The sequence below is a fragment of the Flavobacterium sp. 21.1 genome, from assembly GCF_057801535.1.
Genome location: NZ_JBYNXA010000003.1, coordinates 14409 through 31745 on the forward strand (window position 1 = coordinate 14409; position 17337 = coordinate 31745).

The following is a 17337-nucleotide window of genomic DNA, read 5'->3' on the forward strand; positions in this document are numbered from 1 at the left end:
TCAATGAAAAAAATAATCTTCTTGTTTTCAGCAATTGCCACACTGACAAGTTGCACAGAGAAAGCCGAAATTAGAACCAAGAAAGAATACCAAGACGAAATTGCGAAAGCCGAAAAAGCATTTGAAAAAATGGTTGCCGAAAAAGGCATTGCAGCGGGATTTTATCATTTTGCCGATGACAGCGCGACCATCAAAAGAGAAAATGACACTTTGATTAAAGGAAAAGAGAACATCCAAAATTATTATTCAAATCCGAAGTATAAAAAAGCTACCGTTACGTGGTCCCCTGATTTTATCAGCGTGTCCGATTCAGGAGATTTAGCCTATACGTACGGAAAATACAATTGGTCGATTAAAGACTCTCTTGGAAATACAAAACAGGCGACCGGCGTTTTTCATACGGTTTGGAAAAGACAGGCCGACGGCACCTGGAAATATGTCTGGGATTAATTATCATCAGCAACACTAATAAACATATCATGAAAAAATATTTTATTCAAAAAGCACCTTTTGTAGTTCCTACTACGGATGGTAAAGTAATCGAAGAGCACCACGGCATGGCAACGACCGCTAACTCAGAAATATCCATCGCCCATATGATTGCGCCGCCACATTGGAGCGAACCGTTTCAGACGCCGGAATTCGACGAATACACCTATATCATCAAAGGAAAAAAACAATTCATCATTGACGGTGAAACAGTTATTCTGGAAGCAGGGCAATCGATAAAAATCGAAAAGAATATCAGGGTACAATACTCCAATCCATTTGAAGAACCCTGCGAATACCTTGCAGTTTGCACACCGGCCTTCAGCATGGATCTGGTTCATCGCGAAGAATAAAAAAAGAGGCTAACGCCTCTTTTATTTTTTCAATAACTCTAATATTTTCCGTTCAACTTCGTCGGTTTCCCAATTCTGCTCGATGTTATCCATATTCAGGATTTCTCCCATGATTTTATTTTGCTTGTCTCCTTCGGCCAGCGCTTCAGAATAAGGGTGATGACTAAATGTCACGCGACTGTATAACGGAATCCATTTATCGGGATGTTTGTCGGAGAACCATTTTTCTATTTTTTTCTGCAAATGGAATTTCGCATCCGCGGTTTTCGTACTCATTTCCATAAAATTACGGAAGGAAAGTTCGGCTATTGCATCGGTATTCGGTTTACGTGACATCTGGTATTCCTTAAAGATGGTCTTCCAATCGTCGCCGTATTTTTCCATCAGTTGATTTAAAATGGTAATATCTTCAAAACCGGCATTCATTCCGTGACCATAAAAAGGAACAATCGCATGGGCTGCATCACCAATAAGAGCAACTTTATCTTCATAGGTCCATGGATAACATTTCATAGTCACCAGATAACTAGTAGGGTTTTTAAAGAAATCTTCCACTAAATCAGGAATCACTTCTTTGGTATCTGGGAAATATTTAGCAAAAAATGCTTCAAGAGCTTCTTTGTCTTTTAGGTTTTCAAATGAATTTTCTCCTTCATGCGGCATGAAAAGCGTACAGGTGAACGTTCCGTCCGGATTGGCCAGGCCCATCAGCATAAATTCACCACGGGGCCAGATATGAAGTGAGTTTTTATCAATTTTATGCGTACCGTCTGCGTTGGCAGGAATATGGAGTTCCTTATATCCTACCCTGATGAAGTCCTGCGAATAATTAAACATACTCTGACGCTGCATACGATGGCGAACCCTAGAAAAGGCACCATCCGCACCGAAAACAATATCGTAATCCAATTCTTCCCATTCTCCCCGTTCCGTATCACCTTCGTGCAATGTAGCTGTTGACAGCGTCACATCCCAGACTTTTTTATTAAAGAAAAATTCCACCCCTGCTTTTTCGGCCAGATCGACCATCTTACGGTTCAAAACACCTCTGGATAAGGAAAATATAGCTTCGCCGTCTTTTCCGTAGTACTGATAATTAATTCCGTCATCCAGCATGTGAATAGCGCGTTTGTCCACCGGAATACCAATCTTCTTTATCTCCTCATCCAAGCCGATTTCCTGAAGTGTGCGCCATCCCCTGTCTGACATTACCAAATTAATGGAACGCCCTGAAAAGGCAACGTTTCTGATATCGGGACTTCTGTCGTAAACATGAACGGCATGACCTGCTTTCTTAAGGTAAATTGCCAATAGCGTCCCAACCAATCCGGAACCCACTACTGCTATTTTCTGGGGAGTCTGCATCGAAATTTTCTTGAATAGAGCGTAAATTTACTCAAATATTTATTTACTGAACCTTTAAATTTTATTAAAAAAAGAAAATCCTCACTAAGGAGGATTTGCTTTCTATCTATTAAATTTAATTTTTTGTCCAACCGACATTTTTTGGGATTTGGCAAGAACACCACACATGTGGAACAACATTCTTGCACCTACGTTTCCATCCCAATCATCTTCGCCCGGAGCTACTTCAACTAAGTCAAATCCGATAATTTCCTTATTGGTTTCAGCTAAGCGACTTAAAAGATAAGCTGCCTGTTCGAATGAGAATCCGCCCGGTACCGGCGTACCTGTATTTGGACAATACCAAGGATACATTCCGTCGATATCGAAAGAAATAAGTACTTTCTCCGGTAATGAAGCAATGATATGATCGCATTGTTGCTGCCAGGTCTTACCTTCAAACGATTCCTGTTTCAGATCCATATCGGTATGAACCAAAACGCGGTCTTTCAAAGCCACTTCCACTTCCTGCTCACAAAAATCGCGTATACCTACCTGAACGATTTTTGAAATCTGAGGTATCTGCAAAGCGTTATACATTATCGATGCATGTGAATACGTAAAACCTTCATAAGCAATTCTCAAATCCATATGTGCATCCAAATGAAGGATACCAAATGAATCGTGTTTTGTCGCCATAGCCTGGTAATACCCAAGTGGCGTACTGTGATCACCTCCTAAAAGAACCACTTTTTTGCCCTGATTCATCCAATGAAGCGTGCGGTTTTTCACTTCTTCATTCATATCCTTACAAGCCTTGTTGATTTTATCAAGGTCAGCTTGCAAAGCCGGAAATGTCGAAACATCTTCACCTGCTTCTAAAGCTTCAATGATTGGCTGTGCCAATCCTTTATATTTTTCAGAATTTTTCTCCCAGTGACTTGGCGCTTCATCCATGTAAATCCCTAATTTCCATAGTTCCGGAAATTCCTGATGATTTAGATCCACCTGAAAAGACGCATCCATAATAGCTGCCGGACCTTCAGAAGCTCCTGCACCATAACTTACGGTTACTTCCCACGGCACCGGAATAACTATGATTTCGCTTTGGTCTGCCGAGAAAGGAAGTCCGAAAACGGTAGCATCTGCCAATCCGGGCTGTGATGGGTCAAAATTCTGTATAATTTGTTCTTTTGTCATTTTATCGCATCAATTAAACCAAAGATTTATCTTTTACCAAAATCCCTTTTTTAAGTACCTGTCCGAATTCATACATATCTTCAAACGAGCAATAGAAAGGTGCCGGCGCCAAACGGATCACATTCGGTTCTCTCCAATCGGTAATCACTCCGCTTCTCATTAAGTACTCAAACAAAGTTCTTCCCTGTCCATGAAGGAAAACGGAAAGCTGGCAAGCTCTTTCTGCCTGATTTGAAGGCGTAATAATCTCAAATTCGGCGCATTCAATTTCTTTATCTACTTCGCGAAGTATGAATTCAAGATAAGCGGTAAGCAGATTGCGTTTTTCGATCAGTTTGTCCATTCCCACTTCGGCGAACATTTCCGCAGAAGCTAAATAAGGCGCTAAAGATAAAACCGGTAAGTTACTTATTTGCCATCCGTCTGCACCACTCACCGGGTTGAATTCCGGCTCCATTTTGAAGCGACGTTCCTTATTATGACCGTACCATCCTGCAAATCTTGGCAAATCTTTATTCTCATGATGTTTTTCATGAACGAAACAACCCGAAGCATTTCCAGGTCCTGAGTTCATGTATTTATAACTACACCAAGCCGCGAAATCAACGTCCCAATCGTGTAATTCTAATTTAATATTACCAACAGCATGCGCTAAATCCCAACCTACAAAAGCTCCAGCTTTATGACCTGCGGCAGTAATCGTTTTCATGTCGAAAACCTGTCCGGTATAATAATTTACACCGCCGATTAAAACCAGTGCCAATTCTTCACCTACTTCTTCAATCTTAGCTAAAACATCTTCTAATCGGATATTGTGTTCTCCTTCACGACGTTTGATTTCCACAATCGCATCTTTAGGATCGTAGCCATGGAACTTAACCTGACTTTGGAACATGTACTGATCGCTAGGGAATGCTTTTTCCTCGCAGATGATTTTATATCTTTTAGCAGTAGGCTGATAAAAGGAAACCATCATCAAGTGTAGGTTAACGGTTAAGGTATTCATTACCGATATTTCACTTGGCAATCCACCAACAATTTTACTAAGCGGTTCTGCAAAACGCTCGTGATAATCCCACCATGGTTTTTCCGCATAGAAATGACCCTCAACGGCTAGGTTTGCCCAGTCATTCATAATTTCATCCACATAAGCTTTCGTTCGCTTTGGCTGTAGCCCAAGTGAGTTTCCTGTAAAGTAAATCACTTGTTTTCCATCTACTTTCGGAAAAATAAATTCATCTCTGTAGCCTCGCAACGCATCGTTAGCGTCTAATCCTCGTGCATATTCACGTGTATTTTCGAAATTCATCGACATCTGTTTTTAAAAGGGGGCGTAAAAATAAGAAAAAAATAATACTCACAATCATAAATTTCACTTGATATTCAACACATTTTCAACTCATAACTAACAGACAGCCTATAAAATAGTATGAATGCATAGCTTATTGTGACCTTCTCACCAAAACAAGCCTGAAAATCAATTAATTTAACAAAAGACAACTATTATGTTAATCAGGGCTTTAACAAAAAAACCGGCCTTATTCGGACCGGTTTTTCAAGTAAATATCTTATTGATTTATAAGATCAGCATCGCATCACCGTACGAATAGAATTTATAACCTTCTTTTATTGCTTCATCATATGCTTTACGCATTAAATCATGACCGCAAAATGCTGAAATCATCATTAATAACGTTGATTTTGGTGTGTGGAAATTAGTGATCATACAATCAGCCACACTAAAATCGTAAGGAGGGAAAATAAATTTATTAGTCCAACCTTCATAAGGGTTTAATGTTTTTGAAGATGAAACAGAACTTTCCATCGCACGCATTGTCGTAGTACCTACAGCACAAACACGTTTTTTACCCATTTTTGCCTTATTGACAATGTCGCAGGCTTCCTGAGTAATTTTCAATTCTTCAGAATCCATTTTGTGTTTTGACAAATCTTCCACTTCCACAGGGTTAAAAGTACCTAATCCTACATGAAGTGTAATTTCCGCAAACTCCACACCTTTAATTTCAAGTCTTTTCATCAGGTGTTTTGAGAAATGCAGACCGGCAGTAGGCGCAGCAACCGCCCCTTCTTCCTTAGCATAAATCGTTTGGTAACGCTCCGCATCTTCCGGAGTTACTTCACGGTTAATATATTTAGGTATAGGTGTTTCACCCAATTCCAATAATTTCGCACGGAATTCTTCGTAAGAACCATCGTATAAGAAACGTAATGTTCTTCCTCTCGATGTTGTATTGTCGATAACTTCCGCTACCAATGAATCATCATCACCGAAATACAATTTATTTCCGATACGTATTTTTCTTGCCGGATCAACCAATACATCCCATAAACGTTGTTCTGCATTCAATTCGCGCAACAGGAAAACTTCGATTCTGGCACCGGTTTTTTCTTTGTTACCATACAATCTTGCCGGGAAAACTTTAGTATTGTTCAAGACCATCACATCACCTTCCCCAAAATAATCCAGAACGTCTCTGAATAATTTGTGTTCGATTGTCTGTGTCTTTCTGTTTACAACCATCAGACGTGCTTCGTCTCTGTTTTCTGCAGGAAATTCGGCTAAAAGTTCTGCCGGAAGATTAAAATTAAAATTGGATAACTTCATGTTTTATTTAATTTGAAATTAGAAGTTAGAATTCGGTATTTCCCGAATAATAATAAAAAATGCAAATATACTATCGCGAAAGAGGCGTTGTCAAGTGTTTTAGCTTTTATTTTTAAAAAAGACACAGTAAAACGTAATTATGGCACAAATTTTTCATTAATTCGCTTCTCAAAAACGTATTCTGAAAATCAACTAAAAAGAAAATAATAAAGGAAGATTTAGAATGGCTGGCGGGACTAAAAAAACTATAAAAGCAGAAGACCTTGCTTGTATAAAAACCCGAAACACTGATTTCCAGCAACAGAAACCAATGTTTCAAAAGTTTTCATTTCCCCAAAAAAACTAACCCTACAATTCTAACCGAATTGCAATCTTAGAATCTGTACCAAAGATACTTTACTGTTCCAACCTGAAAACAGTTAGTTAACCAAAGACCGCTTTCAGTTTACGAAACGCCTCACAAATTTCACAGCCCCTATCTTTTTACCAATCAAAGCAAGCAATTGATTAATAAACTGCCTGTTTTTCGAATTGTATTTTTATATATTTGTTAGAAATCAGTGCAGCGGTTGAAATTCCTCCTTTCCATATTCTTTTTGCTTACTTCGGGACTGGCTATGAGCCAAGACCCATACTATCACAACATCAACAAAACATCCGGAATTCCATCCAACAGTGTTTACGATATTTTTCAGGACAGTAAAGGATTTATGTGGTTTGCTACCGGCAAAGGACTATGTCGTTATGACGGCAATACTTTCAAAACCTTTACTGACGATTTCCAAACCTCTAAAGCAGGTGCATGTCTCTGGGAAGACCTTTACGGAAGGATCTGGTACGAAAATTTCGATGGCTACCTCTATTATGTGGAAAAAGGAAAATTAAAAACATTACCGCAACCGGCTTCTTCGGGATATTTTGCTTACGGCATCATCAAAGACAAATTATTTGCCGTTAAATCCGGACATCTTTTCATCTACAATTTAAAAAACCTGAAAGTCGAAAAAAAAATCCAACTGGGCCTGAATGAATTCCATGCGAGTTTTTGCGATGGTACTACCTTTTATATATTGGAAAAACAACTTTATGAATTTGACAGGAACGGAAACAAAAAAACCATCCCTCTTCCTCAAAACACAAAATATTTTGAAGCGCCGATCATGCAAAGTACGTCAGACGGATTATTGATCGCATCCAAATATTCCTCTATTTATCATCTGTATAAAAACGGGACGTTCACAAAAAAAACGTTTCCTTTCAAGGCCGACTTTATTCAGAATTCAGCTTTCATAGAAAACAAGTACTGGCTTTGTACCACAGGCGGAATTTTCCGGATCAACACGAAGACGAATGATCACAAAGCGTATTTCAAAGGAGACAATATTTCGTATGTTTTCATGGACAACCAGAAGAATTATTGGGTTTCCACATTAAACAAAGGTCTATATTTCATAGAAAATTTTGACACAAAACTATACGAAATATCGCCACGACCAATCGTCTTAGATGCATCAGAATCCGACTTATTCATCGGAACAGACAAAGACGAACTGTGGAAAATGGATATGTACCGGAACAACTTATCCCTCCTTTACAGGGGAAACAGCAGTCATTCCATCAATCAGTTGACCTACGATAAAAACAACGATCAGCTGTTTTTTACTGCCGCAAAATTCAAGAATCTCAAAGGAAAGATCCGTTACGAATTTAAAATCTCCATTAAGGACATTGCGCCGATTGACACAAAGTACTATTCATTTGCCGCAACGGGCGTTTCCGGGATCTTCAAAATCAGTGACACGGAAAAAAGTGATTGGGACGAGGTTTTCAACCGATATAAAGCCGAAACCGCTCCTAACTTCAATCAATCCTACCTTTTAAAAAACCACAACGGTAAATCAACTGCTTACAATCCGGCAAACAAAACCATTTACTATGCCACCAATAATGGCTTGATAAGCTATTCCCTTAATGGAAGTAAAGAAATCAAATTCAACAATAAAACCATTTATTTCACGAAATTAAGGTGTTTTAATTCGGTTGTCTATGCCGTGTCCAATAATGAAAAAGTCTACACAATTGACAGTCACAACAACATAAAACCGTATCTCTTCCCAAAATCGTCGCTTTTGCCGAAAACCCTTCAGAACGAAAAAATCGAGAAAATCGATCTGGAAGACAACGCACTTTTTTTATTCAGCGATAATGCTATTTATGAAATCAATCTAAATACAAACCGATTCAAAAAAATAATCAATTTAACGCAAGACATTGAAATAACGGATGTTTCGCTGGTCGACAACAAAATCTACCTGGCCGCATCCAAAGGAATCATTGTTAAGGATGTCAACCGTTACAAAGCGCCGGTTCAGCCGCAATTAAGCATTAATGAGCTCGTTGCCAATGAAGACAGTTTCAGTCCCGACAGCATTCCGACCTTAAAATACAACCAAAATGATATCAAGATAAATTTCTCACTGTTGTCCTTCATACCAAATGAGAAATATGAAGTGTATTACAAGGTGAATGATTCCGATTGGGACCCGCTGGACCCCAACAGCCGTAGTCTGATATTATCGTCGCTATCACCTGGAAAATATACAGTTTCCCTAAAAATAGGTTCGGAAAACAAAAAACTGACCATGGAGGAAATTGAATTCACCATTAAAAACCCGATATGGTTGAATCCCATCATTGTCATTTTGGCTTCGGCGGTATTGATTTTCCTTCTTTTCTGGTATTATAAAAAGCAGATCCACAAGATTGAGAAGAGAAACCAGGATCAACTTGACAAAATCAATCTGGAAAAGAATCTGAACCAGTCAAAATTAAAAGCGGTAAAATCGCAAATGAACCCTCATTTCTTTTATAATGCCCTGAACACAATCCAGTCCTATATTTTGTCCAACGACAAAAAGCAGGCAGTAAATTATCTTTCGAAATTCTCCAGTCTGACCCGAACAATTCTGGAAATGACCGAAAAAGAAACCGTTACGATATACGAAGAAGTAAAAACATTACGTTTGTATCTGGATATAGAAAAAGCGCGTTTTGAAGATGATTTTCATTACGAAATCACTGTAAAAGACAATGTGGATTCGGAAAACATAAAAATACCTTCCATGCTTTTGCAGCCTTATGTTGAAAATGCCGTAAAACATGGGCTTCTTCATAAGTCGGGCAAAAAAATGCTTGAGATAATTTTTGAAAAAACCGGTGACGATTTAAAAATCAGCATCGACGATAATGGTATCGGGCGTGCAAAAAGCGCCGAACTGAATGCGGTTAAAAATAAGAATCACCGTTCGTTTGCTACAAAAGCGATTCAGAGCCGGGTGGATCTCCTAAACCAGTTCACGCAGAAAAACATTACGATATCTTTTATAGACAAGACAACAACAACCAACGAACCAGAGGGAACCACCGTAATTTTTACGATCCCTATAACGCACTAAACTTATGAAAGCAATAATTATAGATGACGAAAAAAGAGCCCGGGTAACCCTTTCTTTACTTCTGGCAGAATATTGCCCGACGGTCGAATTGATCGGCGAATGCGAAAATCTTTCAGAAGGCGTAAAAGCTATTAAAAAGCTTCAGCCGAATCTGGTTTTCCTGGACATTGAAATGCCGGGGCACAGCGGTTTGGAACTATTGGATTTCTTCAATGAAGAAGAAATCAATTTCTCTATTGTTTTCACTACAGCCTATAACGAATATGCGCTTCAGGCCTTTAAGTTTTCCGCGATCGACTATTTACTGAAACCGATTGTTCCGGAAGAATTGGCCGAAGCGGTTAAACGTGTGGAAAAACAAAAACACAAACTGGAAAATTTTAAAGTTTTAAAAGAAAATCTGCAAACAGAGACTTTACCCAAAATTGCCGTTCCTTCAGGAAACAGTCTTATTTTTCTGGACAGCAGCAAGATTCAGTATATAAAAGGAGAAGGTGCCTATTCTGAAGTATTCTGCAGCAACAGTCCGAAACGTTTAGTGAGTCGGAATCTTAAGAATTTTGAAGACATTTTACGTTCGGACAACCGTTTCATCAGGGTACACAAATCGTATATCGTGAATTTTGAACATGTGATTGCCTTTAATAAATCCGACGGCGGTTTTCTGGAATTAGAACCCAACATTCAGATTCCGATTTCACCGGATAAAACACAGATTATTTTAGACAGGATTCAGATTGTAAAACGATAATCAAACTAGATCGGCCTTTAAACCAAGGCTTCTGAAATCTTCCCAAAAGGCAGTGTACGATTTTGAAACCACTTCGGCGTCTTCAACAATTAACATCGTTTTCAAAGCCAACGGTGCAAAGGCCATTGCCATTCGGTGATCCTGATAGGTTTTTATTGTTATGCCTTCATTAATTCGCGAAGAAGGTTCCAAAGTCAGACTATCATCGGTTACCGAAATGTTTGCCCCTAATTTGGTAAGCTCGTTTTTCAGGGCTTCCAAACGATCGGTTTCTTTTATTTTGAGCGTGTGCAATCCGGTTAAATGACAGCCGATCCCCAAACCAAAACAAGTTACGGCGATTGTTTGTGCGATGTCTGGCGAGGCATTCAGATTGCGGCTTATAACTTGTTCTGAGCTGCTCACCTTTTTTAGCACAATCGAATTATCTGCAAAAGTCGTTGTCACGCCTAGTGCGTCATAGATTTCGGCCAGCAAACTATCGCCTTGCAGGCTATTCTGTTTATAACTGGACAATTTCATTTCCGTTCCGATATCAGACAAGGCTACAATGGAATAAAAATAAGAGGCGGACGACCAGTCGGATTCTACGGTCACAACCTTGGAATCAATTGTTTCCAACGGAGCAACTTTGATTGTATTGCCCTCAAAAGAAGTCTTCACTCCTATTTCATTCAGCAAGGCTAATGTCATTTTGATATAAGGAACCGAAGTAATGGTACCATCCAATATCAGTTCCAATCCATTTTCCAGTTTTGGAGCAATCAGCAGCAAAGCTGAAATATACTGGCTGCTGACATCGGCCTTTAGGGTAACTTTATTTCGGGTGATCTTTTTTCCGGTGATTCGCAAGGGCGGAAAACCTTCATTTTCAACATATTCGATATCGGCATCTAACTGACGTAAAGCATCCACGAGAATTTTAATCGGGCGTTCTTTCATACGCGAAGAGCCGGTCAGAATCACTTCCTTTTCTTGCTGAATCGCATAAAAAGCAGTAAGAAAACGCATGGCTGTACCTGCGTGATGAATATCTTTCACAGGATCAGTACTTTGCAATGCTTTTGTCATTACTTTGGAATCATCCGAATCGGAACCGTTTTCCAAAACAAGATTGGGATACAGCGCCTGCAACAACAATAAACGATTCGTCTCTGATTTGGAACCGGAGATACGAATGGTCGACCGATTATTAGTATTTGATAAATGCAGACGCAGGTTCATTCTTATTTCAGTTTTTCGTTATTCTGATGACGGTCGTGATCGCGTTTCGTTTTAAGATCCAATTTCTTGTCGAAAGCGGCCTGTAAATCCACACCGGTCTGGTTGGCTAAGCATAAAACCACAAAGACCACATCGGCCAGTTCTTCACCTAAATCTTTGTTTTTATCGCTTTCCTTTTCGGATTGTTCGCCATAACGACGCGCAATGATTCGTGCCACTTCCCCTACTTCTTCGGTAAGTTGTGCCATATTAGTCAGTTCGTTGAAATAGCGCACTCCGTGATTTTTAATCCAGTTGTCTACGTCTAATTGGGCGTTTTTTATGTCCATTTTAAGCTTTTTTAAGGATGATTTTTTCCGCCTGGCTCTTTGTTACTTCATCAAAGAAAGATTTTAACATGGCGTAATTTTCCGCCGGTATAATAGAGGTATTAATACTAAAATTACACGCAATCTGAATGATATTATTGTTGTGTGTAATATTGTATGTGTACTGCCCCCATTCATTATCCATTGTAATATTGATAGGCTTAGGTGTCGATTCTACAATATAACCCTCCGGAATTTTAACGGAAACCGTATAGGAATCCCTGAAAGGAAAGTTTACATCTACAGGATATTTTCGCACTTCGTCATCAAACGGATTTTTTCCTATGTTAAAAAGAAGAAGCGGTGAAAACAAAACTCTGTCCGCCATAAGTTCTGAAGCATTCTCCAAACGGACTTTGTAATTTTCAACAACCGGCTTATTCAAATCCTTATTATTTGAAATCGAATATTCATTAACAGTTAGTCCCTGATGCTTTCTTTCCAATTTTTCCACTAAGGACTCGTTGGAAAGATTTATATAATTTTCTCTGAAATTCAAGGCATTGTAATCAAAATACTGCTTTCGAATCTGACCATTCATATTCCCTTGGGCATCAACTTCCAACATAGCCTGAATCTGTTCTTTAGACACTATATCGCTGTATAAATTGATATCTGCCGAACTTTCATTTTTTCTTATAATTCTCCCTGCCCAGTTTAACGCACGAAGCGGTATTATATCCAAAGTCGAGTATTTACTGGTTGCATCCAGGAGAATGACATCATCTTCAATTTCAATGCCCGCAATTACATAATTATAAGCCGACGTGTTAGGGAAAACTGAAATACCATTTGATCTTGTACTAAGAATAATAGGATTGGCTTCAATACCGGAATATCTTAACATTGCCACCAACATCAGATTAATTTCGGCGCAATTTCCCGTCCTGTCTTTAAATGCCTTTTTCACCCCTTTGTCACATAAATAACCAGTTCTTTGATCCCATGTCATTTTATTCTGGACAAAATTCAATATTGCGGAAATTTTTTGGTCTCTATCTGTTATATTAGCTATGAGCGGATTCAGTTCTTCTTCGAAGTAATTTTTAGCCAAAAGTTCTCGCCCAAAACCATCTCTCTCATAAATAGTCTTTGTCACCCCTGCCCAATCCAATGATAAATTCTTCACCGGCTGATCGGGATATTGGATGGAACCCAATTCAAATTTCAGAATAGACATGTAATTTCTAATATTATTTACATATTCCTCCTCTTTAACAGCCGGAACATCCTTTTTTGAATAAGTATGTTTTACTTCCCCATGTTTTGATGTTCCAATTGCTTTCGAATTTCGTTCAATTTCTTCAAAGCCAGTGATAACATAGTTATATTGAAAGTATTTTGGTATTGTCACCTCATATTCTACCCAATTCACCGGAATTTCATTCTGAAAATACCAGTCGTTAAAATTGGTGATATACGGCGAAACAAAACGATAGCTGAATTCAATAATGGAACCCTCTCGAACTGCAGGCATCACAATTTTTTTTGTTTTCCAGTTTGCATTTACTTCTTCAACAAATTCACCGTCTGATTTTAATTTTGCTTTTTCAATCTTTCCATCAACCAGATTATAGGTCACAGCGTCGGAATAGGAAACAGCTTCTGGCATATTACCTCCAATATACAAATTCATTTGCTGATTGGCGAATTCAAAGCCCTCCTTTTTGTAGATTTTTATTTTCATATCCACGACGGTATTGATTTTCCAACTTCCGTCTTGATCCAAAAGAAAAGTAGTTTTACCTTTTTTGAATAAAATTGCAGCGGATGCAGAAGAATCAAGTGGATGAACACTTTGTTTTAATTCATCAACGGTAACCCTACCCAACTCATACTTTTGAGCAAATGACAACTGACTGATCAAAATCAGGATAACGAGAATTTTTTTCATGCTAATTGTTTTTAATTATGACCAATTTTAAAGCCTCAGCCTTGGCTATTTTTTCTCTAAATTTTCTATAATCTTCGTATTTTTCCTTTCCGTAAAATCCATTATTAAAAACTACTTCCCGTGTCATCAGGAATTCGGTATTGCTTTTTTTGGTAAAACTGACTTTATAACTTCCGTATTCCGATGTGAATTCATTTTTTTCCGGCACCCCTTCTATTGCATAGCCCGTCGGAATAGTATAGGCGATCTCATCAATGTATTTTCGTGAACGCTGAATTTCAAACGGATTCTTTCTGAATTTATATTTCGCCGGCAAATACAGAAACTGATTTATTGGATTTATGGTTAACAAAGTAATTTTCGACAAGTTAGCGTGACCGGCTGCAAATAACTTAACATTTTCGATCAGGTTTATATCCTCTTTGTTGTTATTGAGAACTACACTTTCAATTTTCAAAGGGCTTAAGTCGGAAAATTCCCCTTTATAAAACTTATTAAGTTCTTCTTTGGACATCGAATTAAGGCTAAACCGATCATCATAAATAAGACCTTTCGAGTTTATTGTCACCTCAGCTTTTATGTTCCCAGATTCATCCAATAGAATATTCGATTTAGTTTGCTTCACATTGTCCCGACTGGCAAAAACTTTTGTTCGTACAATTTCAGCTTTATCCGCATCAACGATCAAGGCCTTTCTGTTATCCGTAAAATCACCTTGAAAAGCAAAAGGCTGCGTCTGGCTGGTACATTCAAGCCATTCTATATTATTTTCATTTGGAATTCCTAAAATCACATGATTTCCCTGTAGTGAAACAAAATCTTCTTCCAAATCAATAATTTCATCATCCCCATAAATTATAGTGTAATACGAAGGAATCCCTACTTCTTTTAAAAGCGCTTTTGTGTAATTGGTAAGCGCCTTACAATCCCCATATCCTAACCTTGAAACATCTTTTGCCGGCATAGGTTTCCATCCGCCAATCCCCAACTGAATGCTAACATATCTGGTCTTTTTCTGAACGTACTCGTAAACAAGTTTTGCCTTGCGCAGATTATCCGTTTCATTCCCAACCACTGTTCTGATTTCGCTTTTTTCCTTTTCATCCAACTCGTCAGTTCCTTTGAGAAAATTATCAAAAATCCATCTGCCAAAAGTATTCCAATTACTTGCATACCCTTTGACCCCTTCAAGTTCAAACTCATCCAAAGCAAACAATACAGAAGGGACTAGTTTTGAGAACGCAGGCGAAAGCTCTTCTTTCTTCATAGCTTTAAAGCCATTTATTTGATACGCGTAAACACCTCCGGCACTTTGATTTGTGACTATATTATTAAAGTTTTTCTCTTTAAACCTCAACGGCACCCCAGAGTTATTTACCAAACGGACAGATGATTTCTGAACACCGCAATAAAATGAGGTTACAGGTACCCACTTCGGAAGGAAGGCTGTATTGGAACTCTCTACTACCGATTTATAAACTATGGTAAAAGGGTATTGTGGAGGCGTAAAATCAAGAAAAACAATTCTCCCATCTGTAACCCCCGAACCTTGAGAAACAGAGTTATCCTTAAAATCTTTTCGCTTTATTTTCTTCAACTCTTTACCAAAAGCATCATAAACAACAGCTTCAATTTCTTTTACGGACATGGATTTTCCATAGTATTCACTTGCTTCAACAGCATTTAAACCGGCTTCATTAAAAACTGTGATGGTTTTAACCTTACTTATTCTGTAACTGCTTACCGATTTAATTTCAATGGCAACTTCTTCATTTCTAATAACTGCATTAGCATCTTGCTTTAAACTATCGGGAATTGTTAAGGCCGTCAGCTCAGCATTTTGCGAAAAAGCGATTCCTGCAAAAAACAAAAGGAAAAACAGGAGTATTGGGTATCTTTTCATTAAAAATATTTCTTACTAAAATTTCTGTTACTCTTTATTCTTAGTATCAATAACTATAGTCACCGGTCCGTCGTTAATCAGGGCCACTTTCATGTCGGCTCCAAATTCTCCGGTTTGGATTTTTTTCCCTAAATCTGATTCTAATTGCGCTACGAATTTTTCGTAAACCGGAATGGCAATATCAGGTTTGGAAGCTTTAATATACGAGGGACGGTTTCCTTTTTTAGTCGATGCGTGCAGGGTAAATTGACTAACGACTATAATATCGCCGTCGACATCTTTCACGGACAAATTCATTACCCCGGTATCATCGCCAAAAACTCTTAAATTAACAATCTTCGAGGACAACCACACAATATCTTCCTGATTGGAAGCATCTTCAACTCCCACTAAAATCAAAAATCCGTTTTTGATTTCGGCTACTTTATTTTCTTCAATGGTAACCGATGCTTCGGAAACCCTTTGTATTACAGCTTTCAAAATAATTAGGAATAGGAATTACGATTGTCTTGTTCTGTCACTGGCATCGCGGTCATCACCGTAAATATCGGAACGGTAATTCTCATCATCACCTTCCAGAATCTGAAGATAACTTTTGTATCGTGACCAGGCAATTTCATCTTTATCCAAAGCTTCTTTAACAGCACAGTGGGGCTCTTCCTTATGCAGACAGTTATTAAACTTACATTTATCCTTCAAGGCAAAAAACTCCGGAAAATAGTTTCCGATCTCCTGTTTTTCCATATCGACGATCCCGAATCCGCGGATACCGGGCGTATCGATGATTTGCGCACCGAAAGACAAATCGAACATTTCGGCAAAAGTGGTGGTGTGCTGTCCCTGCTGATGCTGTTCTGAAATCTGTTTGGTCTTCAGGTTCAGCGTCGGCTCCAGGGCATTCACTAATGTTGATTTCCCCACACCGGAATGCCCTGAGAACATAGACACTTTTCCTTTCATCATGGCTTTCAGCTCCTCGGTCCCTTTTCCTTCCGTAGAGGAAACGCGAAGGCATTTGTAGCCGATATTCGAATAAATATACTGCAAGTATAACTGCTCGTCCAACGTGGCTTCGTCAAAAGTGTCAATTTTGTTGAAAATCAAAACGGCCTCAATCCCGTAAGCCTCTGCTGTAACCAAAAACCGGTCTATAAAACTGGTCGTTGTCGGCGGATTGTTGATGGTCACTAAAAGAAAAACCATATCGATATTCGATGCGATTATATGGGTCTGTTTCGATAAATTTACCGATTTACGTACAATATAATTCTTGCGGTCGTGGATTTTCGTAATCGTCCCCTTCGTTACATCTGTGGTTTCCTCCAATTCATAATCAACAATATCACCCACAGCAATCGGGTTGGTACTTTTGATTCCTTTTATGCGGAATTTACCCTTAATACGGCATTCTAAAAACGAATTATCTTCGGTTTTTACGGTGTACCAGCTCCCTGTAGATTTATAAACGGTTCCTGTCATTTTTAAATTAGAAGTTATACATAAGACAAACAATACTTTAAATGGTTTTGCAAAGATAGTATTTAATAAATTCAGAAAAGATGCCCAATTAATTGTCCTTCCCGAATTGCTGTTTTATTGTATTTCAACTGCTTCAACCAAATCACCTGCACAGATTCTGATGCAACACTTTTAGGAAACTTAAACTGGCCAAAAGACACTTGCTCAAAGAAAAAATTTACGATAATGCGCAAAATATTTTTTCATTTACT

General features: G+C 38.5%; 14 protein-coding genes. 4 read left to right on the forward strand and 10 right to left on the reverse strand.

What is annotated here, in order from left to right; genetic code table 11:
* The first annotated feature begins 3 nt into the window (after window positions 1–3).
* Window positions 4–450 carry a DUF4440 domain-containing protein gene (locus tag AC3E9U_RS06815; RefSeq protein ID WP_488746160.1) on the forward strand — a complete coding sequence of 149 codons (447 nt, stop codon included), beginning with the start codon at window positions 4–6 and terminating at the stop codon, window positions 448–450.
* Window positions 451–479: 29 nt separating this feature from the next.
* Entirely contained in the window at window positions 480–842 is a 363-nt protein-coding gene (locus AC3E9U_RS06820; protein WP_488746161.1) for a cupin domain-containing protein, read from the forward strand.
* Window positions 843–863: 21 nt separating this feature from the next.
* Here the strand turns inward: AC3E9U_RS06820 and AC3E9U_RS06825 are convergent, their stop codons facing one another.
* From AC3E9U_RS06825 to queA, 4 genes are all read right to left on the reverse strand, one after another.
* The gene (locus AC3E9U_RS06825; RefSeq protein ID WP_488746162.1) at window positions 864–2207 is read right to left on the reverse strand and encodes an FAD-dependent oxidoreductase; all 1344 of its coding nucleotides are present in this window, start codon (window positions 2205–2207) and stop codon (window positions 864–866) included.
* A 102-nt stretch (window positions 2208–2309) separates the two neighbouring features.
* Window positions 2310–3386 (reverse strand): agmatinase family protein, encoded by a 1077-nt coding sequence (locus tag AC3E9U_RS06830; RefSeq protein WP_488746163.1) that lies wholly within the window; start codon window positions 3384–3386, stop codon window positions 2310–2312.
* Window positions 3387–3399: 13 nt separating this feature from the next.
* Complete coding sequence (kynU, locus tag AC3E9U_RS06835) at window positions 3400–4695, reverse strand: kynureninase (RefSeq protein ID WP_488746164.1); 1296 nt, start codon at window positions 4693–4695, stop codon at window positions 3400–3402.
* A gap of 267 nt (window positions 4696–4962) precedes the next feature.
* Window positions 4963–6012: a tRNA preQ1(34) S-adenosylmethionine ribosyltransferase-isomerase QueA gene (gene queA / locus AC3E9U_RS06840; RefSeq protein ID WP_488746165.1), complete on the reverse strand. Its 1050-nt coding sequence runs from the start codon at window positions 6010–6012 to the stop codon at window positions 4963–4965.
* A 569-nt stretch (window positions 6013–6581) separates the two neighbouring features.
* Here queA and AC3E9U_RS06845 point away from each other — a divergent pair.
* Together AC3E9U_RS06845 and AC3E9U_RS06850 are read left to right on the forward strand one after the other, a co-directional pair.
* The gene (locus AC3E9U_RS06845) at window positions 6582–9467 is read left to right on the forward strand and encodes a sensor histidine kinase (protein ID WP_488746166.1); all 2886 of its coding nucleotides are present in this window, start codon (window positions 6582–6584) and stop codon (window positions 9465–9467) included.
* A gap of 4 nt (window positions 9468–9471) precedes the next feature.
* On the forward strand, window positions 9472–10218 hold the full coding sequence (locus AC3E9U_RS06850; RefSeq protein ID WP_488746167.1) for a LytR/AlgR family response regulator transcription factor: 747 nt from the start codon (window positions 9472–9474) through the stop codon (window positions 10216–10218).
* Here AC3E9U_RS06850 and AC3E9U_RS06855 read toward each other — a convergent pair whose 3' ends face one another.
* Genes AC3E9U_RS06855 through rsgA form a run of 6 tightly spaced genes read right to left on the reverse strand, consistent with a single transcriptional unit; the run spans window position 10219 to window position 17086 of the window.
* Entirely contained in the window at window positions 10219–11442 is a 1224-nt protein-coding gene (locus AC3E9U_RS06855) for a 3-phosphoshikimate 1-carboxyvinyltransferase (protein WP_488746168.1), read from the reverse strand.
* Between the two features lie 2 nt (window positions 11443–11444).
* A complete protein-coding gene (locus AC3E9U_RS06860; protein ID WP_488746169.1) occupies window positions 11445–11771 on the reverse strand; it encodes a nucleotide pyrophosphohydrolase in 327 nt (108 codons plus the stop codon).
* A 1-nt stretch (window position 11772) separates the two neighbouring features.
* Entirely contained in the window at window positions 11773–13704 is a 1932-nt protein-coding gene (locus AC3E9U_RS06865) for a DUF3858 domain-containing protein (RefSeq protein WP_488746170.1), read from the reverse strand.
* A 1-nt stretch (window position 13705) separates the two neighbouring features.
* Window positions 13706–15607 (reverse strand): DUF3858 domain-containing protein, encoded by a 1902-nt coding sequence (locus AC3E9U_RS06870; protein WP_488746171.1) that lies wholly within the window; start codon window positions 15605–15607, stop codon window positions 13706–13708.
* 27 nt (window positions 15608–15634) lie between these two features.
* Window positions 15635–16087 carry a D-aminoacyl-tRNA deacylase gene (dtd, locus tag AC3E9U_RS06875; protein WP_488746172.1) on the reverse strand — a complete coding sequence of 151 codons (453 nt, stop codon included), beginning with the start codon at window positions 16085–16087 and terminating at the stop codon, window positions 15635–15637.
* 18 nt (window positions 16088–16105) lie between these two features.
* Complete coding sequence (rsgA, locus tag AC3E9U_RS06880) at window positions 16106–17086, reverse strand: ribosome small subunit-dependent GTPase A (protein WP_488746173.1); 981 nt, start codon at window positions 17084–17086, stop codon at window positions 16106–16108.
* Window positions 17087–17337: the final 251 nt, after the last annotated feature.